25 protein-coding genes are annotated in these 24,062 nt (G+C 69.7%); 17 read left to right on the plus strand and 8 right to left on the minus strand.

What is annotated here, in order from left to right:
• On the plus strand, positions 1-389 hold a 389-nt coding region (locus tag IPV10_RS03380), incomplete at its 5' end, for an RbsD/FucU family protein (RefSeq protein ID WP_207480427.1).
• Between the two features lie 74 nt (positions 390-463).
• Here the strand turns inward: IPV10_RS03380 and IPV10_RS03385 are convergent.
• Positions 464-1,459, minus strand: a complete 996-nt coding sequence (locus tag IPV10_RS03385) for a LacI family DNA-binding transcriptional regulator (protein WP_207480429.1) — start codon at positions 1,457-1,459, stop codon at positions 464-466.
• A gap of 189 nt (positions 1,460-1,648) precedes the next feature.
• On the opposite strand from IPV10_RS03385, the gene IPV10_RS03390 reads away from it, so the two are divergent.
• The 4 genes from IPV10_RS03390 (at position 1,649) to IPV10_RS03405 (ending at position 6,383) form a co-directional block, all read left to right on the plus strand.
• Positions 1,649-2,518, plus strand: a complete 870-nt coding sequence (locus IPV10_RS03390; RefSeq protein ID WP_207480431.1) for a sugar phosphate isomerase/epimerase — start codon at positions 1,649-1,651, stop codon at positions 2,516-2,518.
• Between the two features lie 181 nt (positions 2,519-2,699).
• Complete coding sequence (locus tag IPV10_RS03395; RefSeq protein ID WP_207480433.1) at positions 2,700-4,205, plus strand: sugar ABC transporter ATP-binding protein; 1,506 nt, start codon at positions 2,700-2,702, stop codon at positions 4,203-4,205.
• A complete protein-coding gene (locus IPV10_RS03400; protein ID WP_207480435.1) occupies positions 4,202-5,236 on the plus strand; it encodes an ABC transporter permease in 1,035 nt (344 codons plus the stop codon). Before IPV10_RS03395 ends, IPV10_RS03400 begins: the two co-directional genes overlap by 4 nt.
• 145 nt (positions 5,237-5,381) lie before the next feature.
• On the plus strand, positions 5,382-6,383 hold the full coding sequence (locus tag IPV10_RS03405; protein ID WP_207480437.1) for an ABC transporter substrate-binding protein: 1,002 nt from the start codon (positions 5,382-5,384) through the stop codon (positions 6,381-6,383).
• 211 nt (positions 6,384-6,594) lie between these two features.
• On the opposite strand, the gene IPV10_RS03410 is transcribed toward IPV10_RS03405, so the two are convergent.
• Genes IPV10_RS03410 through IPV10_RS03435 form a run of 6 tightly spaced genes read right to left on the minus strand, consistent with a single transcriptional unit; the run spans position 6,595 to position 11,871 of the window.
• Positions 6,595-6,891, minus strand: coding sequence for a putative quinol monooxygenase (locus tag IPV10_RS03410; protein WP_207480439.1), 297 nt, complete (start codon positions 6,889-6,891; stop codon positions 6,595-6,597).
• A gap of 17 nt (positions 6,892-6,908) precedes the next feature.
• Complete coding sequence (locus IPV10_RS03415) at positions 6,909-7,859, minus strand: phosphotriesterase (protein WP_207480441.1); 951 nt, start codon at positions 7,857-7,859, stop codon at positions 6,909-6,911.
• Positions 7,856-8,779, minus strand: coding sequence for a shikimate dehydrogenase (locus tag IPV10_RS03420; protein WP_207480442.1), 924 nt, complete (start codon positions 8,777-8,779; stop codon positions 7,856-7,858). The genes IPV10_RS03415 and IPV10_RS03420 overlap by 4 nt, the downstream gene beginning before the upstream one ends.
• 12 nt (positions 8,780-8,791) lie before the next feature.
• Entirely contained in the window at positions 8,792-9,748 is a 957-nt protein-coding gene (locus IPV10_RS03425; protein WP_207480444.1) for an NAD(P)-dependent oxidoreductase, read from the minus strand.
• Positions 9,748-11,262: a xylulokinase gene (gene xylB / locus IPV10_RS03430; RefSeq protein ID WP_207480446.1), complete on the minus strand. Its 1,515-nt coding sequence runs from the start codon at positions 11,260-11,262 to the stop codon at positions 9,748-9,750. The genes IPV10_RS03425 and xylB overlap by 1 nt, the downstream gene beginning before the upstream one ends.
• 33 nt (positions 11,263-11,295) lie before the next feature.
• A complete protein-coding gene (locus IPV10_RS03435; RefSeq protein ID WP_207480448.1) occupies positions 11,296-11,871 on the minus strand; it encodes a glucose-6-phosphate isomerase family protein in 576 nt (191 codons plus the stop codon).
• A 169-nt stretch (positions 11,872-12,040) separates the two neighbouring features.
• On the opposite strand from IPV10_RS03435, the gene IPV10_RS03440 reads away from it, so the two are divergent.
• Both IPV10_RS03440 and IPV10_RS03445 read left to right on the plus strand, forming a co-directional pair.
• Positions 12,041-12,406 carry a VOC family protein gene (locus IPV10_RS03440; RefSeq protein WP_207480450.1) on the plus strand — a complete coding sequence of 122 codons (366 nt, stop codon included), beginning with the start codon at positions 12,041-12,043 and terminating at the stop codon, positions 12,404-12,406.
• Between the two features lie 113 nt (positions 12,407-12,519).
• A complete protein-coding gene (locus IPV10_RS03445) occupies positions 12,520-13,146 on the plus strand; it encodes an SGNH/GDSL hydrolase family protein (protein WP_207480452.1) in 627 nt (208 codons plus the stop codon).
• A gap of 264 nt (positions 13,147-13,410) precedes the next feature.
• Here IPV10_RS03445 and IPV10_RS03450 read toward each other — a convergent pair whose 3' ends face one another.
• On the minus strand, positions 13,411-13,947 hold the full coding sequence (locus tag IPV10_RS03450; protein ID WP_207480454.1) for a CGNR zinc finger domain-containing protein: 537 nt from the start codon (positions 13,945-13,947) through the stop codon (positions 13,411-13,413).
• Between the two features lie 39 nt (positions 13,948-13,986).
• On the opposite strand from IPV10_RS03450, the gene IPV10_RS03455 reads away from it, so the two are divergent.
• From IPV10_RS03455 to IPV10_RS03500, 10 genes are all read left to right on the plus strand, one after another.
• Positions 13,987-15,015 carry a DMT family transporter gene (locus tag IPV10_RS03455; RefSeq protein ID WP_207480456.1) on the plus strand — a complete coding sequence of 343 codons (1,029 nt, stop codon included), beginning with the start codon at positions 13,987-13,989 and terminating at the stop codon, positions 15,013-15,015.
• A 63-nt stretch (positions 15,016-15,078) separates the two neighbouring features.
• On the plus strand, positions 15,079-15,537 hold the full coding sequence (locus IPV10_RS03460; RefSeq protein ID WP_207480458.1) for a LysR family transcriptional regulator: 459 nt from the start codon (positions 15,079-15,081) through the stop codon (positions 15,535-15,537).
• Between the two features lie 375 nt (positions 15,538-15,912).
• A complete protein-coding gene (locus IPV10_RS03465) occupies positions 15,913-16,725 on the plus strand; it encodes an ABC transporter substrate-binding protein (RefSeq protein ID WP_207480460.1) in 813 nt (270 codons plus the stop codon).
• Between the two features lie 2 nt (positions 16,726-16,727).
• Positions 16,728-17,609 (plus strand): ABC transporter permease, encoded by an 882-nt coding sequence (locus tag IPV10_RS03470; protein WP_207480462.1) that lies wholly within the window; start codon positions 16,728-16,730, stop codon positions 17,607-17,609.
• Positions 17,585-18,340, plus strand: coding sequence for an ABC transporter ATP-binding protein (locus tag IPV10_RS03475; protein ID WP_207480464.1), 756 nt, complete (start codon positions 17,585-17,587; stop codon positions 18,338-18,340). The genes IPV10_RS03470 and IPV10_RS03475 overlap by 25 nt, the downstream gene beginning before the upstream one ends.
• Positions 18,337-19,674: an LLM class flavin-dependent oxidoreductase gene (locus IPV10_RS03480; RefSeq protein ID WP_207480466.1), complete on the plus strand. Its 1,338-nt coding sequence runs from the start codon at positions 18,337-18,339 to the stop codon at positions 19,672-19,674. The genes IPV10_RS03475 and IPV10_RS03480 overlap by 4 nt, the downstream gene beginning before the upstream one ends.
• Positions 19,675-19,831: 157 nt before the next feature.
• Positions 19,832-20,500 (plus strand): GntR family transcriptional regulator, encoded by a 669-nt coding sequence (locus IPV10_RS03485; RefSeq protein ID WP_207480468.1) that lies wholly within the window; start codon positions 19,832-19,834, stop codon positions 20,498-20,500.
• On the plus strand, positions 20,497-22,023 hold the full coding sequence (locus tag IPV10_RS03490; RefSeq protein ID WP_207480470.1) for an MmgE/PrpD family protein: 1,527 nt from the start codon (positions 20,497-20,499) through the stop codon (positions 22,021-22,023). Before IPV10_RS03485 ends, IPV10_RS03490 begins: the two co-directional genes overlap by 4 nt.
• Positions 22,023-22,931, plus strand: a complete 909-nt coding sequence (gene prpB, locus IPV10_RS03495) for a methylisocitrate lyase (protein WP_207480472.1) — start codon at positions 22,023-22,025, stop codon at positions 22,929-22,931. The genes IPV10_RS03490 and prpB overlap by 1 nt, the downstream gene beginning before the upstream one ends.
• Positions 22,928-24,061: a bifunctional 2-methylcitrate synthase/citrate synthase gene (locus tag IPV10_RS03500; RefSeq protein WP_207480474.1), complete on the plus strand. Its 1,134-nt coding sequence runs from the start codon at positions 22,928-22,930 to the stop codon at positions 24,059-24,061. Before prpB ends, IPV10_RS03500 begins: the two co-directional genes overlap by 4 nt.
• The last annotated feature ends 1 nt before the right edge of the window (position 24,062 follow it).

The following is a 24,062-nucleotide window of genomic DNA, read 5'->3' on the forward strand; positions in this document are numbered from 1 at the left end:
GAGAGCTGCTGCTGCATCTCGACCGGATGGGGCACTCGGACTCGGTCGTGATCGCCGACGCGCACTTCCCGGCGTGGGCGCTGGGCGAGCGCGTCGTCGATCTGCCTGGCACGACCACCCCCGAGGTGCTCGCCGCGATCCGCACGGTGATCCCTCTCGACGATGCGCCGGGGCTCGACCTGATGGAGTCGGCGGATGCCGCCGTGCTGGACGTGCAGCGCGAGCTGATGGCCGCCGCCGGCACCGAGGTCGGCACGACCCGCTTCGTCGAGCGCTTCGCGTACTACGACGTGGCCAAGGAGGCGTACCTCATGGTCCGCACGGGCGAGACGCGCAAGTACGGCAACGCATTGCTGCGCAAGGGCGTCGTCGGGCACCCGTCGGCCTGAGCCGCGGTCGCCAGCCCCGGTCGCCAGCCCCGGTCGTGAGCCCCGGTCGTGAGCCGCGGTCGTCAGCCCCGTCGTCAGCCGCGCCCGGCCGTCGACTCGCGCACGATCAGCTCGGCCGGGAACGGGGTCGTCGCCGGGACGGGTGAGCCCGGGGCGGCGAGCTGCAGCAGGAGCGCGCTCGCGGCGGCGCGGCCGATCTCGTAGCCGGGCTGGCGGATGGTGCTGAGGGGCACGAGGGTCTGATGCGCCAGGTCCACGTCGTCGAAGCCGATGACGGCGATGTCCTCCGGCACGCGGATGCCGCGGCGGAGGAGTCCCGTCATCGCCCCGACGGCCACCATGTCGTTCGCCGCGAAGACGGCGTCCGGCGGCGCCGCCATCCCGATGATGTGCTCGGCCGCCTGCAGCCCGTCCTCGATCGTGAGATGCGGCACTTCGTGCACCTCGACCGAGGCATCGGAGCCCGCGACGGCGTCGCGCAGACCCCGCAGGCGATCGTTCGACTGGCTCACCGCGGCGCTGCCGAGGAACATCAGCCGGCGCCGGCCGATCGAGAGCAGATGCTCGCCGGCCAGCCGCCCTCCGCCGCGGTCGTCGAACAGCACCGATGCGACCTTCGCCGATTCGCGGATCGGCCCGATCACGACGGAGCGGATGCCGCGGCCCGCGAGCGTCTCGAGCCGCGCAGTGACGTCTTCCAGCGGGTAGATGATCACGCCCTGCACCCGATGCGACTCGAACATGTCGATGTTGCGGCGCTCCTGGGCGGCATCGCGGTTGCTGTTGCTGAAGAACAGCGACCAGCCGCCCTCGCGCGTGACGTCCTCGACCCCACGGGAGAGTTCGCTGAAGAAGGGCAGCCACGCGTCGAGCAGGATGAACGCGATCGTCTTGCTGGTGCCCGCCCTGAGCTGGCGGGCCGACTCGTTCGGCACGAAGCCGAGCTGCTCGATCGCCGCCCGCACCCGCTCCCGGCTGTCGGCACCCAGCACGTGCGGGTGGTTCAGGTAGTTCGAGACCGTCGACGACGAGACGCCGGCGAGCGCGGCGACATCCTTCACGCTCGGCATCGGAACTCCTTCGTCTCGGTCGTCCGCCGGCATCCCCGCCGGCGGTGTGACCAGAGTAGCCGAGGAATTGGCACGTTCCAAGAAAGTCTTGACAGGCCTCGAACGGTCGCCGTAGCCTGACCTGCACATCGACTTGCAACGTGCCAAGTCGAGAGGCGATGGTGCCGCACACCCGCCCGAGGGGGACCCATGAACATCGGATGCCACGGACTCGTCTGGACCGGGAGCTTCGACGCGGAGGGCATCCGCCTGTCGGTCGAGAAGACCAAGGAGGCCGGGTTCGACCTCATCGAGTTCCCGCTGATGGATCCCTTCTCGTTCGATGTCGCCGCCGCGAAGCAGGCGCTCGAGGAGCATGACCTCGCCGTCAGCGCCTCGCTCGGACTCTCCGAGGCCACCGATGTCACGAGCGCCGACCCCGCGATCGTGGCGGCCGGCGAGGCGCTGCTGATCCGCGCGGTCGACGTGCTCGCCGATCTCGGCGGCACGCACTTCTGCGGGGTGATCTACAGCGCCATGAAGAAGTACATGGAGCCGGTCACCCCCGCCGGGCTCGAGAGCAGCAGGCGCGCGATCGCCAAGGTCGCCGACCATGCCGCCGAGCGGGGAGTGTCGGTGGCGCTCGAGGTCGTGAACCGCTACGAGACCAACGTGCTCAACACCGCACGGCAGGCGATCGACTTCATCGGCGAGATCGACCGGCCGAACCTCGGCATCCACCTCGACACGTATCACATGAACATCGAGGAGTCGGACATGTTCGCGCCGGTCCTGGATGCGGCGCCGAGCCTCCGATACGTGCACATCGGCGAGAGCCACCGCGGCTATCTCGGCACCGGCTCGGTCGACTTCGACACCTTCTTCAAGGCGCTCGGCAGGGTCGGATACGACGGGCCGATCGTGTTCGAGTCGTTCTCCTCCGCGGTGGTCGCACCGGATCTCAGCCGGATGCTCGGCATCTGGCGGAACCTCTGGACCGACAGCGAGGAGCTCGGCGCGCACGCGAACGCGTTCATCAGGGACAAGCTGATCGCGGTGGATTCGATTCGGCTGCACTGAGCGGCGCCGGTGAGGGCCGGGCGGTAAATATGTCATTACAGGACTTCCGCTCACCTGCAGTCCTAGATACATTTAGATACAACTTGCGCCGGAAGCGATGCGGCGACAGAATTGATCCGATGTTTCCAGTTCGGTTCGAACTGCGACACGATTCACGACCTTCAAGGAAGCAGGTGTTCACATGAGTGATCCCATCCTCAGGGTGGAAGGCATCAGCAAGGGCTTCCCCGGTGTGCAGGCACTCAAGGACGTGCACCTCGAGGTGCGCTCCGGCGAGGTGCTGGTCCTGGTGGGAGAGAACGGCGCCGGCAAGTCGACGCTCATGAAGATCCTCTCCGGGATCTACACCAAGGACGAGGGCACCATCACGTTCGAGGGCCAGGAGGTCGAGCTCACCGGCCCGCTCCAGGCGCAGCAGCTGGGCATCACGATCATCCACCAGGAACTGAACATGATGCCCGACCTCACCGTCGCGCAGAACATCTTCGTGGGCAGGGAGCCGCGCACCGGCCCCTTCCTGTCGGAGCGGAAGCTCAACACGCAGACCGCCGAGCTGCTCGCGCGGCTCGGCATCCGCCTCGACCCGCGGCGTCCCGTCGGCGACCTCACCGTCGCCGAGCAGCAGATGGTCGAGATCGCCAAGGCGCTCTCCTTCAACGCCAAGGTCCTGATCATGGACGAGCCCACCTCGGCGCTCACCGACAGCGAGGTCGAGACCCTGTTCGTGCTGATCGAGCAGCTCAGGGCATCCGGAACCGGCATCGTCTACATCTCGCACCGGATGGACGAGCTGCGCCGGCTCGCCGACCGGGTCACGGTTCTCCGCGACGGGACATACATCGGATCACTCGAGAAGAGCGAGATCAGCGTCCCGAAGATCATCGAGATGATGGTCGGCCGTGTGATCGACGAGGGGACGCGCCCGCAGGCCCGCGAGCACATCAACGACCCGATCGTCCTCGACGTCCAGGGACTCTCAACGAGGTCGCTGCTCAAGGACGTCTCGTTCCAGCTGCACAAGGGCGAGATCCTCGGCTTCGCAGGCCTCATGGGCGCCGGCCGCACCGAGACCGCGCGGGCCATCATCGGAGCGGATCACCACGACGCCGGCACCGTCTCGATCGGCGGCAGGCAGGTCACGATCCATCAGCCCGCGGATGCCGTCAAGCACGGTGTCGGGTACCTCTCCGAGGACCGCAAGCTCCTCGGGCTGATGCTCGAGCAGGACGTCACGTTCAACACCGTGCTCGCCTCGCTCGGCTCGTACGCCAACGGCATCGGCTGGATCAGCGACGGCAAGGCGAAGAACCAGACCAAGGACTACGTCAGGCAGCTTCGCGTGAAGACGCCGTCCGTCAACCAGGTCGTCAAGCTCCTCTCCGGCGGGAACCAGCAGAAGGTCGTGATCGCGAGGTGGCTGATGCGCGACTGCGACATCCTCATCTTCGACGAGCCGACCCGCGGCATCGACGTCGGGGCTAAAGAGGAGATCTACCGCCTGATGCAGCAGCTCGCGGCATCCGGCAAGTCCATCATCGTCATCTCGTCGGAGCTGCCGGAGATCCTCCGCGTCGCGAACCGCATCGCGGTGTTCGCGAACGGCCGCATCACCGGCACGCTCCGCAACGAGGAAGCCAGCCAGGAGAAGATCATGCAACTCGCAGCCCACGGAGAGGAAGACTCATGAGCACTCCGCAGAATCAGGGGTCGTCTACGACGACGATCATCCAGACCGCAGTCGACGAGGACACCGACAAGAAGGACTTCGGCGCGTTCCTGAGGCGTCAGCTCCAGCAGTCGCTCGCCTTCGGCACGCTGATCGTCCTGGTGGTCTTCTTCTCGATCGCGACCACGAGCTTCTTCACGTTCAGCAACATCGCCTCGGTGCTGCTGTCGACGGCCGTGATCGGCATCCTCGCCCTCGGCACGACCTTCGTCATCATCACCGGCGGCATCGATCTGTCGATCGGAACGGGCATGGCCCTGTGCGCCGTGATGACCGGCGTGATCGTCACCAACATGGGCCTTCCGGTCTGGCTAGGCGTGATCGGCGGCATCCTGACCGGCGTGCTGATGGGACTCGTGAACGGCGTCAACATCACATTCCTCCGGCTGCCGCCGTTCATCGCGACCCTGGCGATGATGATGATCGCCGGCGGTCTCGCCCTGGTGATCTCGAACGTGTCGCCGATCTACTTCTCGACCTCGGCGCCCGACTTCAAGAAGATCGCGCTCGGCGTGATCATCCCCGGTGTGCCGAACGCCGTCTTGATCACGGCCGCTCTCGCCATCGTCGGCTGGCTGGTGCTGTCCAAGACGCTCCTCGGCCGCTACACGTTCGCGATCGGATCGAACGAGGAGGCCACCCGCCTCTCCGGCGTCAACACCCGCCGCTGGACGATCCTGATCTACATGTTCGCTGGCGCGTTCACCGGCATCGCCGGCATCGTGATCGCCTCCCGTCTCGACTCGGCGCAGCCGCAGATCGGAATGGGATACGAGCTGCAGGCGATCGCCGCGGTCATCATCGGCGGCACGTCGCTGCTCGGCGGACGCGGATCCATCCTCGGCACCGTGATCGGCGCGCTGATCATGAGCGTCCTCGTCAACGGCCTGCGCCTGATGTCGGTGCAGCCCGAGTGGCAGAACATCGTGGTCGGCGTCGTCGTGCTGCTGGCCGTCTTCCTCGACTCGCTGCGCAACCGCCAGCGCACCTGAGAACGCCAGGTGGCGGTGAAAGTCCCGTGCCCGCCGTCACCTGCTCGGCTCCGGCCGAAACCGCGGAGCGATCCGCAACTGGCACACACCGGAATGTCCACACACCGCCGGTTCCGGCCGGCACTCACAGAACAATGGAGTTTCCATGAAATTCGGCAAGAAGACCGCATTCGCGGCACTCGTGGCCGCATCCGCCCTCGTTCTCGCGGGCTGTGGCGGCGGCGGTGACGTCATCGAAGAGGGCGGCGACACCGGTGGCGACACCGGCAGCGGAGAGATGTACATCGCCCTGATCTCGAAGGGCTTCCAGCACCAGTTCTGGCAGGCCGTCAAGCAGGGCGCCGAGGAGAAGGCCGAAGAGCTCGGCGTGAGGATCACGTTCGAGGGTCCGGCCGCGGAGACCGAGATCGCCGGTCAGCTCGAGATGCTCACCGCCGCGATCGACAAGAACCCGGATGCCATCGCCTACGCAGCGCTCGACCCCGAGGCGTGCGTCGCCCCGCTCGAGCAGGCGAAGTCGAAGGACATCCCCGTCGTCTACTTCGACGCACCCTGCAACGGAGACGTGGGCCTGAGCCTGTCGGCCACCGACAGCAAGGTCGCCGGCGCACTCGCCGCAGAGCACATGGCCGAGCTGATCGGCGGCAAGGGCGAGGTCGCGATCGTCGGCCACTCGCAGATCAACTCCACCGGCGTCGAGCGTCGCGACGGCTTCGTCGAGAAGATGGAAGCCGACTACCCCGACATCGAGATCGTCGACATCCAGTACGGCGACGGCGACCACCTGAAGTCGGCCGACATCGCCAAGACGCTGATCGCCGCGCACCCCGACCTCAAGGGCATCTACGGCACCAACGAGGGCTCTGCGATCGGCGTCGTGAACGCGGTCAACGAGTTGGGCCTGGAGAAGGGCAAGATCACCATCGTCGGATTCGACTCCGGTGCTGCCCAGATCAACGCGATCAAGGACGGCACGATGGCCGGCGCCATCACGCAGGACCCGATCGGCATCGGCGCACAGGTCGTGCAGGCGGCGTACGACGCGGCCAACGGCGAGGACGTCGAGGAGTTCTACGACACCGGCTCGTACTGGTACGACGCCGAGAACATCGAGGACCCGAAGATCGCCGCAGTCCTCTACGAGTGATCGACTGAGAATGGCAGGAGCCCCTCACCCCCGTGTGAGGGGCTCCTCTGCGTTCCGGGCGGGTGTGGTGCGGGTTGCAGATCGGGGGCCGACACGCCAGATGTCGGACGCGCCCGGTCGACCTGTCCGACATCTGGCGTGTCGGCCCCCCAGGGGCGGGAGAGAGCGGATGCTGCGGGCCGGTGCCGCGAACGGCGGACGCCGCAGACGGTCAGATTCGGCGCAGGAAGGTGAGCTGCGACGACGGCTCGACGATCAGCTCGCGCAGCGCGGCGTTGAAGGGGATGCCGGCCGGCGCCCCGATGTGCGCCTGGAACGCGGCCTCGTCGCGGTACACCTCGTACACGAAGAAGCTGTTCGGATCATCGGCGAGCCGGAAGGCGTCGAACACGACGTTCCCCTCCTCGGCGCGGACGGTCTCGGCGAAATCGCGGAGGAGGTCGGCGACCTGGTCGCCGTGGCCGTTGCGAGCGGTGAAGGTGGCGTGCAGGATCGTCGGCTCGGTCATCGTGGCTCCTCCGGGTGTCAGGCAGACAGGTTCAGCAGGCGAGCGGGGTTCGTGGTGAGCATACGCTCGACGGCCTCGTCGCCGACGGCCTCCCGCAGCCGCGGGAGGTAGCGATCGCCGAGATAGGCGAGCCCCGGCATCCCGCCATAGGCGATGTAGCGGGAACGGCGGGCCACGTCGCCGCCGAGGACGATCCGGTCGCCGGCCCCGCGGTCGACCACGGCCGCGGTGAGTGCGAGCAGCTCGGCATCCGACCTCGTGCGCGGGCGGGCGAACCCGTCGTAGCCGAGGTGGGCGCCGCGCTCGGCGAGCGAGACGTGCAGCCCGGGGTCGGGGTCGCGGTCCGCGTGCGCCAGGACCACGCGGTCGGCCGCGACGCCTTCCGCGCCGAGCAGATCGAGCACCTCGTGCGCGGCGGTGCAGAACTCCAGATGCACCATGACCGCAGCGCCCGTCTCGCGGTGCGCCGCGGCGATGGCGATGAGGGTCGTGTGCTCGAAGTCGCTGATCCGCCAGTAGTCCGTGCCGCCCTTGAGGATGCCCGCGCGCACCGGGCCTCCCGCAGGGCCGACGGCGCGCGCGGCCGAGGGCGCCGCATCCGACGCCGGCATCCCGTCGACGACGTCGGCGATGAAGAGCGCGGCGAGCGACTCGGCATCCGCCTCCCGCGTCGGATGCCCGGGCGCGTAGTGCGCCTCGCGGTGGCGCCCGGTGGCGGCGATCACGTGCAGCCCGGTCTCGGCGCTGATCCGCGAGACGGCCGCCGGGTCGCGACCCAGCCCGAAGGGTGTCGCATCGACCATCGCCGCGAATCCGCTGTCGCGCAGCAGCACGGCCTCGGCGCAGGAGCGCTGCTCGTCGTCGAGCTCGTCGCCCGGAAGCAGCGGGCTGACCTGGAACAGGTGCTCGTGATAGTCCGTCGCGCCCAGAGCCGTCTGCTCGATGTCGCCGAGTACCGTGCGGATCATCGCCGTGCGAACTCCGCGGCCGCGGCGAGACGCTCGACCGTCTCGGGCGTCAGGTCGAGCTCGAACACGTCGGCGACCACCTGCGACCAGCCGTGGATGAAGTACCGCCAGCCGTCGACCACGTGCAGTCGGCGCACGTGCTCCTGAGCGCGCGCCTGGTGCAGGAACTCGAGAGATCCGCGGTAGTTGAACTCCCACACCCAGGCGTCCTCGGGGAAGACCGCGTCGTCGGGGAGCGGGGACCCGGGCCGGTCCTTGCCGAGGCCCGTCGCGTTCACGATGAGCGACCCCGGGGGAGCGGCGGCCACGAGGGCGGCGGCGTCGTCCGGGGTGTCGGTGCGGATATACGCGATCAGTCCTTCGGTGGTGCCGTGCTGGGCGTGCACCTCGCGCAGGTGCTCGAGCTTCGCGTCGTCGCGTGCCGTCACGGTGACCTTTACGGGAGCGTCAGTCCGCTCGGCGAGCGCCCAGCTGAGCGCCGTGCCCGAGCCGCCTGCGCCCAGGATGACGACCTCGGCGCCGGTGCGCGCGAAGTGGTCGGCGGGGAGGAAGTCGTTCAGTGCCAGGTCGACCGTCAGCGGGTCCTTCGCGCGGCCGATCAGGCGGTCGCCGCGTTTGGAGATGCTGGAGATCTCGGAGCACGACACGGCGAACGGGTCCAGCTCGTCGAAGAGGTCGGATGCCGCGGCGTACACGTTCATCTTGTGCGTCGTGACCAGCGCGCCGCGGTGTTCAGGGTCGTCGCGGATCTGCTCCACCAGCGCGCGGTACTGCTCGGGCCCGGCATCCATCGGCAGATCGTGGCCGACCAGATGACGCGTCGGCAGTCCCAGGACGTCGGCCCACCGAGGGAACACCTGCATGATCGAGGAGGAGGCGGTGCTGACGCCGACGAAGCCCATGTATCCGGGAGCTGTCATGACGGATGCCCTTCAGGTGCGAGGAACGACGGGGTGGGCGGGCGCCCGGCCCGCGAGGACGGCGAGGACGTCGTCGAGGGACATCGAGCCCATGTTGTCGACGGCCTGGGTGGTCTGCGCGCCGAGATGAGGGGTGACGATCACCCGCTCGGCGAGGTCGGCGTCCAGCAGCGGGCTCGCGCTCGCCGCGGTGTCGCCGTCGAGTGTGTCGGCGGCGTAGGCGCCGAGCCGGCCGTCGCGGAGGGCGGCGGCGAGAGCGCGCTCGTCGACGAGGTCGGGGCGCGCGGTGTTCACGAGGACGGTGCCGGGGCGGATGCCGTCGAGCCTCTCGGCGTCGACCAGTCGCTGCCCGCCGGGTGCGTGCAGCGTGATCACGTCGGCGGTGCGGAACAGGTCGTCGACGTCTACCGGCTCGGCGCCCAGCTCGGCGATCCGGTCAGCGGGAAGGTAGGGGTCTGCGGCGAGCACGCGGGAACCGAAGCCGCTCAGGCGCCTGGCGACCCCCTGGCCGATGCGGCCGAAGCCGACGATGCCGACCGTCGCGGCGCCGAGCTCCCGGCCGCGGCGCACGGCCCAGTCGCCTGCGCGCACCCGGCGATCGCCGTCGGGGATGAAGCGGAGAGCCGCGAGCATCAGGGCGAGAGCGTGGTCGGCGACGGCATCCGCATTGGCACCCGGCGTGTTCGTCACCGGGATGCCGCGGCGCTCGGCCGCGGCCAGATCGACGGATTCGGTGCCGACGCCGTACCGGGCGATGACCCTCAGGCCGGGGGCTGCGGCCAGGTGCTCGTCGGTCACGGGGCCGGTGCCGGCGATCCAGCCGTCGGCCGCGGCGAGGAGCGGCGCGAGTTCGCCGAGATCGTGATGGGCGGGGCCGCGGACGATCTCGTGCCCTGCGGCGCGTGCGCGCTCGATCAGGTCGAGGTCGCCATCGGAGAAGGAGCGGCTGGTGGCGAGGATGACGCCCATCAGGCCTCCGCGGTCTCTGGGTCGGCCGAAGGCGATGCGGCGAACCAGGGCGCGAGAGCGGTGTAGGCGTCGGCGAAGCGGGCATGGCGCTTCGCGTAGACGTCATGGCGACCGGCATCCGGGGCGAACTCCGCCGTCACCTCGCTGAGGGCGCGGGCTGCGGAGAAGTCGGCGAGGCCGAGGCCGACCGCGCCGGTGACCGCGGCGCCGAGGCTGTTGGCCTCTTCGACGATCGTGCGCCGCCGGACCGGAACGCCCCACACGTCGGCGAGGATGCCGAGCCAGGCGTCGCTCTGCGCGCCGCCGCCCACCGCGTCGATACGGTCGATCGCCGCGCCCGACTCGCGGAAGGCCTGGATGCAGGTGAGGAGGTTGAATGCGATACCCTCCAGCACGGCGCGGGTGAGGTGCGCCCTGGTGTGGTGTCTGCCGATCCCGACGAACGCGCCGCGGGCGTTCGGGTCCCACAGCGGTGCCCGCTCGCCGAGCAGGTAGGGGAGGAAGTACAGGTCCTCGGTGTCGAGGTCGCCGCCGGCATCCGCCGTGAGCTGCGCGGTGTCGGGATTCGACGGGTCGGCCGACAGCGCCTCGGCGATCCACTGCACCGACGCCCCGCCCGCCTGCATGGTCGCGGTGGGCACGAATGAGCCGGGCACGACGTTGTCGAACGTGAAGGTGCGCATCCGCTCGTCGTGCAAGGGTGCGTCGCTCGCGAAGGAGATCCACGATGACGTGCCGAGGCACACGTAGGCGCCGTCGGCCGGGGCGACGATTCCGGAGCCGACCGCGGCGAGGGGCCCGTCACCGCCGCCCATCACCACGCGGACGGATGCCGGCAGGCCGAGCGCCTCGGCCGCGGCGGGCTCGAGCGTGCCCGCGACGGTCGTGGACTCGAGGATCTCCGGGAACAGCGCGGCGTCGAGGCCGGCCGCGCCGAGCACGTGCTCGGACCAGGTGCCGCGCAGCTGGTCGTAGGCGTTCGTGCCGGAGGCGTCGGAGCGCTCGGTGGCGAGGCGGCCGGTGAGGCGGTAGACGATGTAGTCCTTGGCGACGCAGAAGTGCCGCACGCGCGACCAGACGTCGGGCTCGTTGTCTCGCACCCACATGATCTTCTCCACCGAGTACGTCGGGTTCAGGCGGTGGCCGAGCACGTGATAAGCGTGCGAGGCGCCGAGTCGCTGCTCGAGAGCCCGGGTCTGCGCGCCGGAGCGGGTGTCGGCCCAGATGATCGCGGGACGCACCGGCTCGCCGTGCGCGTCGAGCAGCACCGCGCCCATCATCTGGCCGCTCACGACGAGTCCGCTCACGGCCTCGGGGGCGACGGCGGAGCGGGCGAGGAGCTCCCTGGTCGCCTTGATCACGGCGTGCCACCAGTCGGCCGGGTCCTGCTCGGCGATGCCGCCGGCTGCGAAGTGCGCCGGATACGGCATGGTGACGGAGGTGACGAGACGGCCGTCGTCGTGATGGAGTGACGCCTTGTTCCCGGTGGTGCCGAGGTCGTGCGCGATGATCATGATCGTCTCTTCTCGCTTCGCCGGCGGTGCAGCCTAGGGCTTGTAGGGGCGCAGGTCGACGCCGTCGGCCGCGCGATAGGCGCGGGCGCCCATCCCGTGCTCGAGCACCCACCCGTAGTCGTGGCCGGCGCCGCCGGGGTAGACGGCGAGGAACGCGTACGGCTCGTCGCCGGTGTTCACAGAGCGGTGCGCCCAGCCGGGAGGGATGTACCCGATCGTGCCGGGGAGCATGTCGAGCCACTCGGTGCGCTCGCCGTCGAACATCAGCAGGCCGCCGCGGCCCTTCAGCGCCAGGTAGATCTCGCCCTGGTGGTCGGGATGCTGGTGTCCCTTCGTCATCCACAGCTCGCCGGAGGTGTCGCCGGGCATGATCGTGGTGATCGACTGCGGCAGCTCGCGGTTCACCTCGGGCACCGGAGAGGACGTCACTGTGTAGACGACGGGATCGTCGCCCGCGGATGCCGTCGCCCACGCGTCGGTGTCGAGGAAGAGTCCTTCGAGGTCGGACATGCGCCGCGTGAGGGTGGGGCCCTCGGGTGAGAGGGTCAGCCTGTCCGCGTCGAACGCGATCGCCATCGGCGAGATCGGCGGGGTGTGGAACTCGGGCATCGGGGCTCCTCGTCGGATGCTGCGGCGGCGGTCACAACCTGTAATGACAAGTTGAGTGTACCTGTTATGACAGGTCGCGTCCAGATCATCTCGGGAGGCCCTTGCCGGGCGGATGCCGGAGGACGAGACTATCCACGTCCATCGCCGAAGATCCACGAAAGGGAGCACCATGGCGCACGGAGACATCACGCACATCGACATCCCGGTGAGCGACCTCAAGGCAGGGGCGGCGTTCTACTCGAAGCTGTTCGGCTGGAAGATCGAGGAGATGCCCGGCTTCGAGGGCTATCCCATGTGGCGGGCGCCGAACGGCATATCCGGCGGCGGACTCGCTCCTCGCGGTGAGGGGTTCGTCCAGCCGCGCTCGTACGTCGAGGTCGACTCGATCGACGACACGATCGCGCTCGCGCAGGAGGCGGGGGCGAGTGTCGCGCAGGCGAAGCAGGCGATCACCGGCACCAGCGCCTGGGCCGTGATCGTCGACCCCGACGGCAACTACGTCGGCCTGTTCGAGGGCGTGGTGGGCGAGGGCTGAGCGGCTGAGACGCGGACATCAGCCCGAGATCCGGATGATGCCGCCCCAATCCTCCGGATCTCGGGCGGTTGACCGGATCTCGGGCGTGCGCGGGTCATCGGTAGGGTGAGCGCATGACCCACCTCTCTCGCGTCGTGTTCATCGGAGACTCGATCACGGATGCCGGTCGCGACCGGGCCGACCCTTCGTCGCTGGGCGACGGATACGTGTCGCGGCTCGCTGCCGAGCTGGCCTCGAGCGGCTCTGTCGTGCGCAATCTCGGCATCTCCGGGAACCGGGCCGTCGATCTCGCCGCGCGCTGGGATGCCGAGCTCATGACCACAGCGCCCGAGCTGCTCACGGTGTACGTGGGGGTGAACGACATGTGGCGGCGCTTCGACAGCGACGACCCGACCTCGGCGGAGGATTTCGAGGCGACGCTGCGGCCGCTGCTCACTCAGGTCGTCGAGGCCCACGGCCCTCGGCTCGTGCTGATGGAGCCGTTCTTCCTCCCGGTCGTTCCCGAGCAGCGCGAATGGCTGGACGACCTCGACGGGAAGCGGGCTGTGGTGCGCTCGCTCGCGGCGGAGTTCGGCGCCGAGCTGGTGCCGCTGCACGAGGTCTTCACGGCGGCGGCCGCCGAGCATCCGATCGCCGAGCTCGCGCCGGACGGAGTGCACCCGACGAGGCTCGGCTCCGAGCTCATCGCGCAAGCGTGGCGGAAGGCCGCGTTCGCGGGCGAGGTCGCTCTCGGGCATTGAGCGCGGGACCTCACCGCGTTTCGTCTCGCTTCGCTCGCTCAACGACCAGGGGCGACAGGGGAGCAGCTTCGCGCGACGTCGGGTCGTGTGAGCGTCAATGCGTTTCGTCTCGCTCCGCTCGCTCAACGACCAGGGTGTCAGGCGACCAGCTTCCGGTCGTTGAGCGAGGGAGCGCAGCGAGTGAGACGAAACGCGGTTTCAATCGCGCGACGTCAGGTCGTGTGATCCTCACCCCTTTCATCGCTCGCTCGACGACCAGGGGTGTCAGGCCTCCGCGCGCCGCGCGCGGTACGCGGCGACGGCGTTGCGGTTCGCGCAGGTCGTGGAGCAGTAGCGCTTCGAGCGGTTGCGGGAGAGGTCGAGCGCGAGCCCCTCGCAGGTGTCGTCGGCGCAGATCGAGATGCGCGACTCCTCGTCGGCGCGGATGACGTCGACCAGCGCCATCGTCGTCTCGATGATCACGCGCTCGGTGAGCGGGTGATCGTCGGCGACGGCGTGCAGATGCCAGTCCAGGCCGTCGTGGCGGCGCAGCTGCGGCGCCAGCGTCGACTCCGCCAGCGCGGTGTTCACCAGCACGACCATCTCGTCGCGCGGTGCGAGCAGCATCGACCGCAGGCGAGGGCGCAGCGCGCGCAGCGCCGCCAGCTCGGCGTCATCGCGGTCGAGCCGGCCGGTGTACGGGAACTCCGTCAGGAGCACGTCCTCGTCGGCGAGGGTGGACAGCGTGTCCGGATCCTCGGCGGAGTTCACCAGCCAGACCGCGGCGCGGAGTACATCCTCGGTGTCATTGGTGAAGATCATGTTGACATCTTACATAACCCGCGAGTAGCGTCACATGTCATGAGCACTGTTGTCGATGACATCCCGCTGGCGGCCCCGCGTCGCGGTGTGAACGCCGGGCTGCTGTTCGCCCTCGGCGCCGCGCTCGCGTTCGGCACCTCCGGCGTGTTCGCCCGCGGTCTCATCGACGCCGGCTGGACCCCCGGTGCGGCCGTCACCGTCCGGATGTGGGTCGCAGCCCTCGTGCTGCTCGTGCCGACGCTCATCGCGCTGCGCGGCAAGTGGGGGATCGTCCGGCGCAACGCCGGCATGATCCTCGTGTACGGGCTGCTCGCCGTGACCACGGCGCAGCTCTGCTACTTCCAGGCGGTGGCCGTGATGGACGTCGGCATCGCCCTGCTCATCGAGTACACCGCCCCGATCGCCGTGATCCTCTGGCTCTGGGTGCGCCGGGGGGAGAAGCCGACCCGCCGCAGCATCCTCGGCGCCGTCCTCGCCTTCGTCGGCCTCGTGCTCATGCTCGACATCCTCACGGGCGCGCAGATCCACCTCGGCGGCATCCTTTTCGCGCTGGGCGCGATGGTCGGTGCCGCGACCTACTTCGTGCTCTCTGGCAAGGGCGACACCGGCCTGCCGCCGATCGCTCTCGCCGGCCTCGGTCTGCTGATCGGCGCGGTCGGCCTCACGATCGCCTCGGTGTCGGGAGTGCTCCCGTTCGAGTGGACGACGGCGGATGTGGAGTACAGCTTCGTCACGGTGCCGTGGTTCGTCCCGGTGCTGGCGGTGGGCGTCGTCTCGACCGCCGTCGCCTACAGCCTCGGCATCGTCTCGACCCGGCGACTCGGCTCCCGGCTCGCGTCGTTCATCGCGCTCTCCGAGGTCGTCGCCGCCCTGCTGTTCAGCGCGCTCATGCTCGGTCAGATCCCCGGTCCCATCCAGGCGATCGGCGGCGCGCTGGTGCTCGTCGGGGTGATCATCGTGAAGCTGGGAGAGCCGAGCCCGACCGAGATCACGTCCGAGAGCACCCCTGAGATCACCGCGGAGCCGACGCAGGCGAGTCCGCGGATGACGGTGCGTGACGGAGTCTGACGACCTCTGACTCCGCGTGACGGGCCGGACGATGCGCACGTACCCCGGTCCTACCATCGCGAGATGGACGAGACGCTGGACATACCGCTGCTGAGGACCGTCGTCGCGATCGATGACTTCGGCGGCTTCAGCCGCGCGGCCGAAGCGCTGCACCGCAGTCAGCCGACGGTCAGTCAGCACGTGCGCGTGCTCGAGCACCGGCTCGGGCGGGCGCTGGTCGAGAAGCACGGTCGCGGCGCGCGATTCACCGCGGACGGGCGGCGGCTGCTCGCCGAGGCCCGGCACCTCATCGCCGCGCACGACGCGGCGCTGCGACGGCTGCGCGGGCACGCGACCGGAGCATCGGATGTCGGCGGCGCGGATGCCGGCGGGGAGCAGGAGCAGGAGCAGGATGCCCGCGAGCGGGAGCCGCAGGACGCCGCGCTCAGGGACGAGACCGCGCACGCGGCCGATTTCCTGCACTACGTCGCCACGCGGATGCCGCAGCTGATCGGCGAGTGGACCGCCGGGCGGCCCGGGTAACACACGGTCACGCGCCGACATCCCTCGTCTCGCATGACGCTGCGCGTCCTCCGCGACGGATGTCGCTCGCAGAGCCTCGCGCCGCGGAATCCCGGGGCAGGACAGGCGGGCGGTGCGCTCGCATCGGCATCGCCGATCGATGCGGTGCGGATGCCTATTGGACGCCGCGACGGCATCCGCCGCAGGATTCCTGGCAACCCTCCCCGTGAAAGGAAGACGACATGACATCCCCTCGATCCGTCCGCGACGGCCGCTCTGCCCACCGGCGCCCCCTCCGCGGAGGCGGGGCTCCGCGTCGCGGGCAGGGTCACGCAGCTGCAGCTCGAGGCCGCCGGATCCGCGATCGATCCGCTCGACTTCACCGTCGACGAATGGGTGAACGCGCAGGCAGGGCCCGACGTCATCCAGGCGTTCAGGGCCGGGGCGCTCGACATCGCGACCAACGCGATCATCCCGCCGATCCAGGCGCACGACATCGGATTCGATGCGACGATCGTCGCCGTGCTGGAACGCCCTGCGCCCTCCTACGTCTTCGCGACGGCGCCGGGAGTGGGGCTGGATTCCTTCGACGACCTGCGCGGCAAGCGGATCGCCTTCTCGCAGGGCCAGTCGCAGGGCGACACGGTGCTGCGCACGCTGAAGACGGCGGGCATCGACCACGACGAGGTCGAGTTCGTCGAGCTCCCGAGCACGCAGTTCCTCACCGCGCTGCAAGGCGGGCAGGTGGATGTGGCGCCGCTCTCGGAACCGGCGGTGACCAAGTACATCGACCAGTTCGGTCGGGACGGCGCGGTTGCGGTGCCGGCCGAGGAGCCGGATCTCCTCAGCATCCTGTGGGTGCCGACCGAGGTGCTCGCCGACGAGGACATCGTGCTCGCGGTCCGCGACTACATCCGCACCTGGGCGCAGGGGCAGGTCTGGGCGTGGGAGAACTCCGACGAGTGGAAGCAGTTCTACTACGTGGACACCGAGGGCGTCACGGCGGCGGATGCCGAGCGGATCTGGGCGCTCGGCAGCAAGCCGTCCTTCCCTGCGGACTGGGACGACGCCGTGGCCTGGGCCCAGTCGTCGATCGACCTGCTCGCCGAGGGCGGATTCATCCGAGAGTTCGACGCGGAGGTGCTCTTCGACCGCCGCTTCGAGGGCGACGCCGTCGCCGCGGTCGCCGACGAATACGTGAAGGAGTGACGATGTCGATCCGATTGATCACCCGGGAGACCCCGGTCATCGCCCCGCCGGCGCCGGTCGCCGAGCCGGCTGCCGCACAGCCGCCGGCCCTCGTGCCGCAGTCGCGGCGACGTCGTCTCGGCAGAAGCCGGTCGCTCCCCGGAGCGCGGCTCCTCGGTCCGCTTCTCGTCGTGGTCGTCTGGCAGGCGGCATCCTCGCTCGGCCTGCTGGACCCGCGTCTGCTCACCGGACCGGATGCCGTCGCCGCGAGGGCCTGGACGCTGATCGCCGACGGCACGCTCGCCGAGCATGTCGGCGCCTCGCTGTCCCGGGCCCTGCTCGGTCTCGTGATCGGCACGATCGCCGGCGTTCTGCTCGCGATCGTCGCCGGCCTCTCCCGGCTCGGCGAGTCCCTCGTCGACGGCACGGTGCAGGTCAAGCGGGCGATCCCCGTGCTCGCGCTGATCCCGCTGCTCATCCTGTGGCTCGGGATCGGCGAGGAGTCCAAGGTGACGATCGTCGCCCTCGGCGTCCTGGTGCCGATCTACATCAACACCTACAGCGCGCTGACGAGCATCGACCGCAGGCAGATCGAGCTCGCCGAGTCGCTCGGCCTCACCCGCTGGCAGTACGTGCGGTCGGTGCTCGTCCCCGGCGCTCTGCCCGGATTCTTCGTCGGATTCCGGCTCGCGGTGGTCGGCTCCTGGATGGCGCTGATCGTGGTGGAGACCATCAACGCGACCTCGGGCATCGGCTACATGATGGCGCAGGCCCAGCTGTACGCGCAGTCCGACATCATCCTCGTCGGCCTGGTCGTGTACGGCGTCTTCGGTTTCGTCTCGGACGCTCTCGTCCGCCAGCTGGAGAGGAGGGCGCTGTCATGGCGACGCACGCTCGAGAACTGACCACCGCGGTGCGGACGGCGGGGCTGCACCGTTCGTTCGGGGACCGCGACGTGCTCGACGGCATCGATCTGGAGATCGCCCGTGGCGAGTTCGTGGCCCTGATCGGGCGCAGCGGCTCGGGCAAGAGCACGCTGCTGCGGGCGGTCGCCGGCCTCGACGACTCGGTCGCGGGCTCCGGCGAGGTCTGGGTCCCCGAGCGGGTGTCGCTGGTGTTCCAGGACTCCCGGCTGCTGCCCTGGCTCCGTGTGCTCGACAACGTCGTGCTCGGGCAGCCCGGCGCGGCCGCGAGGGAGCGCGGGCGGCAGGTGCTCGCCGAGGTCGGCCTCGCCGGCCGGGAGCGTGCCTGGCCGCACGAGCTGTCCGGCGGAGAGCAGCAGCGCGCGGCGCTGGCGCGGTCGCTCGTGAGCGAGCCGCAGCTTCTCCTCGCCGACGAGCCGTTCGGCGCGCTCGACGCCCTCACCCGCATCCGGATGCACGGGCTGCTGCGCACCCTGCTGCGGGTGCACCGGCCGGCGGTGCTGCTCGTCACCCACGACGTCGACGAGGCGCTGCTGCTCGCCGACCGCGTGCTGGTCATCGACGACGGACGGTTCTCGCTCGACCTGCGCATCGACCTCGCCGACCGCAACCCGGCCGACCGCGATTTCGTGCGATACCGCGAGCTGCTGCTCGCTTCGCTCGGCGTCGACATCGACACGGCATCCATCCACGACATCCAGGAGATCTCATGACCGCTGAGCGGAAGCTGCACTTCAACCTGTTCCTGCACGACACCGGCCATCACGAGGCGTCGTGGCGGCTGCCCGAGTCCGACCCGCATGCGCTGCTCGACCTCGCGTATCACCAGCGGCTCGCACGGATCGCGGAGGACGCGAAGTTCGATTCGCTGTTCCTCGCCGACGCTCCGGCGCTGTTCGGCGACGTCGGGCGCCGGCCGCAGGGCGGCATCGAGCCGACGATCCTGCTCACGGCGCTGGCGGTGACGACGTCGCGCATCGGGCTGATCGCCACGGCATCGACGTCGTACAACGAGCCGTACAACCTCGCGCGACGCCTGTCGTCGGTGGACTGGATCTCCGGCGGGCGCGCCGGCTGGAACATCGTGACCACGGCAGGCGAGGCGGCGGCACGCAACTTCGGCCTGGAGGACCAGCCGCTGCACGGTGCGCGGTACGCGCGGGCATCCGAGTTCCTCGACGTGGCGACCAAGCTCTGGGACTCGTGGGAGGACGACGCGATCGTCGCCGACAAGGCATCCGGAGTGCACGCGATCGCCGAGCGGGTGCGTGCCATCGGGCACCGCGGCGAGCACTTCCGGGTCGAGGGGCCGCTGAACTCGCCGCGCAGTCCGCAGGGGTATCCGCTGCTCGTGCAGGCGGGATCCAGCGAGAGCGGCAAGGACTTCGCGGCGCAGTGGGCGGAGGCGGTCTTCACCGCCCAGCCGACGATCGAGGAGGCGCAGGCGTTCTACGCCGACGTGAAGCGCCGCGCGATCGCAGTCGGGCGGGATCCGGAGCACGTCAAGGTGCTTCCCGGCCTCGTGCCCGTGATCGCCGACACCGAGGCCGAGGCGCTCGCGCTCGAGGCGGAGCTGGACAGGCTGATCGCCCCGGAGTACGCACGGGCGCAGCTCGCCAAGACGCTCGGTCTCGATCCGTCGTCGCTCCCGCTCGACAAGCCGCTGCCCGCGGACCTGCCGGGGGAGGATGCGATCGAGGGCGCGAAGAGCCGGTACACGCTGATCGTCGAGCTGGGCAGGCGCGAGAACCTCACCGTCCGCGAGCTGATCGGGCGGCTCGGCGGCGGCCGCGGGCACCGCACCTTCGCCGGCACCCCTGTGCAGGTCGCCGACACCATCCAGACGTGGTTCGAGAACGGCGCGGCGGACGGCTTCAACATCATGCCCGCCGTGCTGCCGTCGGGCCTCGAGGTCTTCGTCGAGAGGGTGCTGCCGATCCTCCGCGAGCGCGGGCTGTTCCGCACCGAGTACGAGGGCGAGACTCTGCGCGAGCACTACGGGCTGCCGCGCCCGGCGAACCGGCACTCGCTCGCCGCGGTCGGCTGAGCCGCCGCGTTGATCGAAGTCCGCCGGCGTCGCGCGCCGGGGGACTTCGGCGTTCCAGCCCGACGGTGGCGAGCAGACGGCCTGTGCAATGTATACGAAAATTCAGCGAATTCGGGATCAGATGCCGCCTGGCCGAGTTTATGTATACACTGAGCGCATGACCCTCACCGCTGACCGCACCACCGCGAGCGATCGCGCGTATGCGGATCTGCTCGACGGCATCCAGTCCGGAGTCCTGCCGGCAGGCTTCGTGCTCGGCGAGGTGGAGCAGGCGGCCCGGCTCGGGATCAGCCGCACGCCCATGCGGGAAGCGCTCCGCCGGCTCGCCGCCGACGGCCTCGTCGTGCAGCAGTCGCCGCGGGTCACGGTCGTCGCGGATCTGGATGCCGACGACATCCGCGCGCTCTTCGAGATCCGCCGCGCGCTGGAGGAGACCACCGCACGGCTGGCCGCCGCTCGCGGCGATTCGGCACTCTTCGCCGCTCTCGCCGGAGAGTTCGCGCACGTCGACCTCACCGCCGACGCGGGCCGCGACGCCTACTACGCGCTGATCGCCCGCTTCGACGCCGCCCTCGACGCCGCCGTCGCCAACGACTACATCGCTTCAGCCCTCCGCACCGTCCGCACCCACCTCGTGCGGGTGCGGCGGATGGCCCGTGACAAGCCCGACCGGCTCGCGGCATCCGCTGCCGAGCACCGCACGATCGCGCAGGCGCTCGCCGCACGCGATGGCGACCTCGCCGCGCACGCCACGCACGTGCACCTGCACAATGCCCTCACCGGCATCCTCGAATCCCTGCCCATCGACCCCGAAGGTGCGAAATGACCGTCACCCACCACGTCCGCGTCCACCGCAGCGAAGAGAACCTCGCCCGTGAGGATCAGCTCGCCTGGAAGATCGCCGAGGTCGCGGTCGACCAGGTCGAGGTCGAGCCCGCCGTCGTCGACATGATCATCAACCGCATCATCGACAACGCGTCGGTGGCTGCGGCATCCCTCACCCGCGGCCCGATCAACGCGGCCCGCGCGCAGGCGTTCAGCCATCCGGTGTCCACGGGCGGGCAGGGCGCGACGGTGTTCGGCGCCGCTCTCGGGCGCCGTACGAGCCCCGAGTGGGCGGCGTGGGCGAACGGCGTCGCCGTGCGCGAGCTCGACTACCACGACACGTTCCTCGCGGCCGAGTACTCGCACCCGGGCGACAACATCCCGCCGATCCTCGCGGTCGCCCAGCACGTCGGCTCCGACGGGCGGGCCCTGGTGCGCGGCATCGCCACGGGCTACGAGATCCAGATGGACCTGGTCCGCGCGATCTGCCTGCACAAGCACAAGATCGACCACGTCGCGCACCTCGGCCCGTCGGCCGCCGCCGGCATCGGCACCCTGCTCGGCCTCGACGTCGAGACGATCTACCAGGCCACAGGTCAAGCGCTGCACACGACCACCGCCACCCGGCAGAGCCGCAAGGGCGAGATCTCGACCTGGAAGGCGCACGCCCCGGCCTTCGCCGGCAAGCTGGCCGTCGAGGCCGTCGACCGGGCGATGCGCGGGCAGACCAGCCCAGCCCCGATCTACGAAGGCGAAGACGGCGTGATCGCCTGGATGCTCGACGGCAAGGATGCCGCGTACGAGGTGCCGCTGCCCGCGGCGGGCGAGCCGAAGCGCGCGATCCTCGACTCGTACACGAAGGAGCACTCCGCCGAGTACCAGGCGCAGGCGCTGATCGACCTCGCCCGCAGGCTCGGCACCGAGAACCCTGCTCTGCGCGACCCCGCGAACGTCGACTCGATCGTGATCCACACCAGCCACCACACGCACAACGTGATCGGCTCGGGCGCGAACGACCCGCAGAAGTACGACCCGACGGCATCGCGCGAGACGCTCGACCACTCGATTCCGTACATCTTCGCGGTCGCCCTGCAGGACGGCGGCTGGCACCACGTCGACTCGTATGCACCGTCGCGAGCCGCCCGCCCCGACACCGTCGAGCTCTGGCACAGGGTCACCACGGCGGAGGATGCCGAGTGGACCCGCCGCTACCACTCCGAGGACCCCGCCGAGAAGGCCTTCGGAGGCCGCGTCGAGATCCGCCTGACCGACGGCACGACCGTGGTCGACGAGATCGCGGTCGCCGACGCGCACCCGCTCGGCGCCCGCCCGTTCGTCCGCGAGAACTACATCGCGAAGTTCCGCCTGCTCGCCGAGCCGGTGCTCGAGCCCGCCGAGATCGAGCGGTTCCTGGAGCTGGTGCAGCGGCTGCCCGAGTTGACGGCCGCCGAGGTCGGCGAACTGTCGATCATCGCGAAGCCCGGCCTGCTGGAAGCCGCGGACGCCCCGAAGGGGCTGTTCTGATGCTGTATTCCACTGTCACACCCTCCGAGAAGCGGCGGCTGTTCCGTGAGCGACTCGCGAGCGGCGAGCTGCTGCGGTTCCCCGGCGCGTTCAATCCGCTGAGTGCGCGGCTGATCGAGGAGAAGGGCTTCGAGGGCGTCTACATCTCGGGTGCCGTGCTCGCGGCCGATCTCGGCCTGCCCGACATCGGTCTGACGACGCTCACGGAGGTCGCGGGCCGGGCGAAGCAGATCGCCCGGATGACCGACCTCCCGGCGATCGTCGACGCCGACACCGGGTTCGGCGAGCCGATGAACGTGGCCCGCACGATCCAGGAGCTCGAGGATGCGGGCCTTGCCGGCGCCCACATCGAGGATCAGGTCAACCCGAAGCGGTGCGGCCACCTCGACGGCAAGAGCGTCGTCGACGAGGACACGGCGCTCAAGCGGATCCGGGCGGCGGCGGATGCTCGGCGGGACCCGAACTTCCTGATCATGGCGCGGACGGACATCCGCGCGGTGGAGGGCCTGGATGCGGCGATCGACCGCGCGAGGGCGCTGGTGGATGCCGGGGCGGATGCGATCTTCCCCGAGGCGATGCGGACGCTGGCGGAGTTCGAGGCGGTCGCGAGCGCCGTGGACGTGCCGGTCCTGGCGAACATGACCGAGTTCGGCAAGAGCGACCTGTTCTCGGTGGGGCAGCTGCGGGATGCGGGGGTGCGTCTGGTGATCTGGCCGGTGTCGCTGCTGCGGATGGCGATGGGCGCGGCGGGCCGTGCACTGGATACCCTGAACGAGGACGGGCACCTCACCTCACAGCTCGGCGAGATGCAGCATCGCGCCGATCTCTACGATCTGATCGACTACGAGTCGTACAACCACTTCGACTCGGGCGTCTTCAACTTCACCATCGAGAAGGAGCGACCATGACCGAGCCGGACATCAGGAAGGGCCTCGCGGGGGTCGTCGTCGACACGACCGCGATCTCGAAGGTCAACCCCGACACGAACAGCCTGCTGTACCGGGGCTACCCGGTGCAGGAGCTCGCCGCGACCCAGCCGTTCGAGGCGGTCGCGTACCTGCTGTGGCACGGCGAGCTGCCGGATGCCGGGCAGCTGGCGGAGCTGCGTGCGACCGAGCGTGCGCACCGTGCGCTCGAGGCGAGCGTGAAGGCCGCGATCGATCTGGTTCCGGTGGAGGCGCATCCGATGGACGAGGTGCGCACGGCAGTGAGCCTGATCGGCGCGACCGATCCCGCCGCGGGCGGGTCGGTGCTGAACGCGGGCGGGAGCCCGGAGGAGAACCTGGCGCGCAGCATCCGCCTGTTCGCCGCGCTCCCCGCGATCGTCGCGTACGGGCAGCGGCGCCGCCGCGGGCAGGACATCATTCCGCCGCGCGATGACCTGGACTACTCGGCCAACTTCCTCTGGATGACGTTCGGCGAGGAGGCCGACCCGGTGGTCGTCGACGCGTTCAACCGGTCGATGATCCTGTACGCGGAGCACTCATTCAACGCGTCGACGTTCACCGCCCGCGTGATCACCTCGACGCTGAGCGATCTGTACTCCGCCGTCGTCGGCGCGATCGGCGCGCTCAAGGGGCCGCTGCACGGCGGCGCCAACGAGGCCGTGCTGCACATCTTCGACGAGATCGGCGAGGCCGCGAACGTCACATCCTGGCTGGACACGGCGCTCGCGGAGAAGCGCAAGATCATGGGCTTCGGGCACCGCGTGTACAAGCGCGGCGACTCGCGGGTGCCGACCATGAAGGCCGCGCTCGACACGCTCGTCGCGCACTACGGCCGCGACGATGTCGCCGAGCTGTACGCGACGCTCGAGTCGGAGTTCGTCGCCCGCAAGGGCATCTACCCGAACCTCGACTACCCCTCCGGCCCCGCGTACAACCTGATCGGGTTCGACACGCTCACCTTCACGCCGCTGTTCGTCGCCGCACGGATCACCGGCTGGACAGCGCACATCATGGAGCAGGCGGCATCCAACGCCCTGATCCGCCCGCTCTCGCACTACGACGGCGTCGACGAACGGCATATCGAGGGCTGAG

The organism is Microbacterium sp. SD291, assembly GCF_017355365.1.
In the GTDB taxonomy this organism is placed as follows: domain Bacteria; phylum Actinomycetota; class Actinomycetes; order Actinomycetales; family Microbacteriaceae; genus Microbacterium.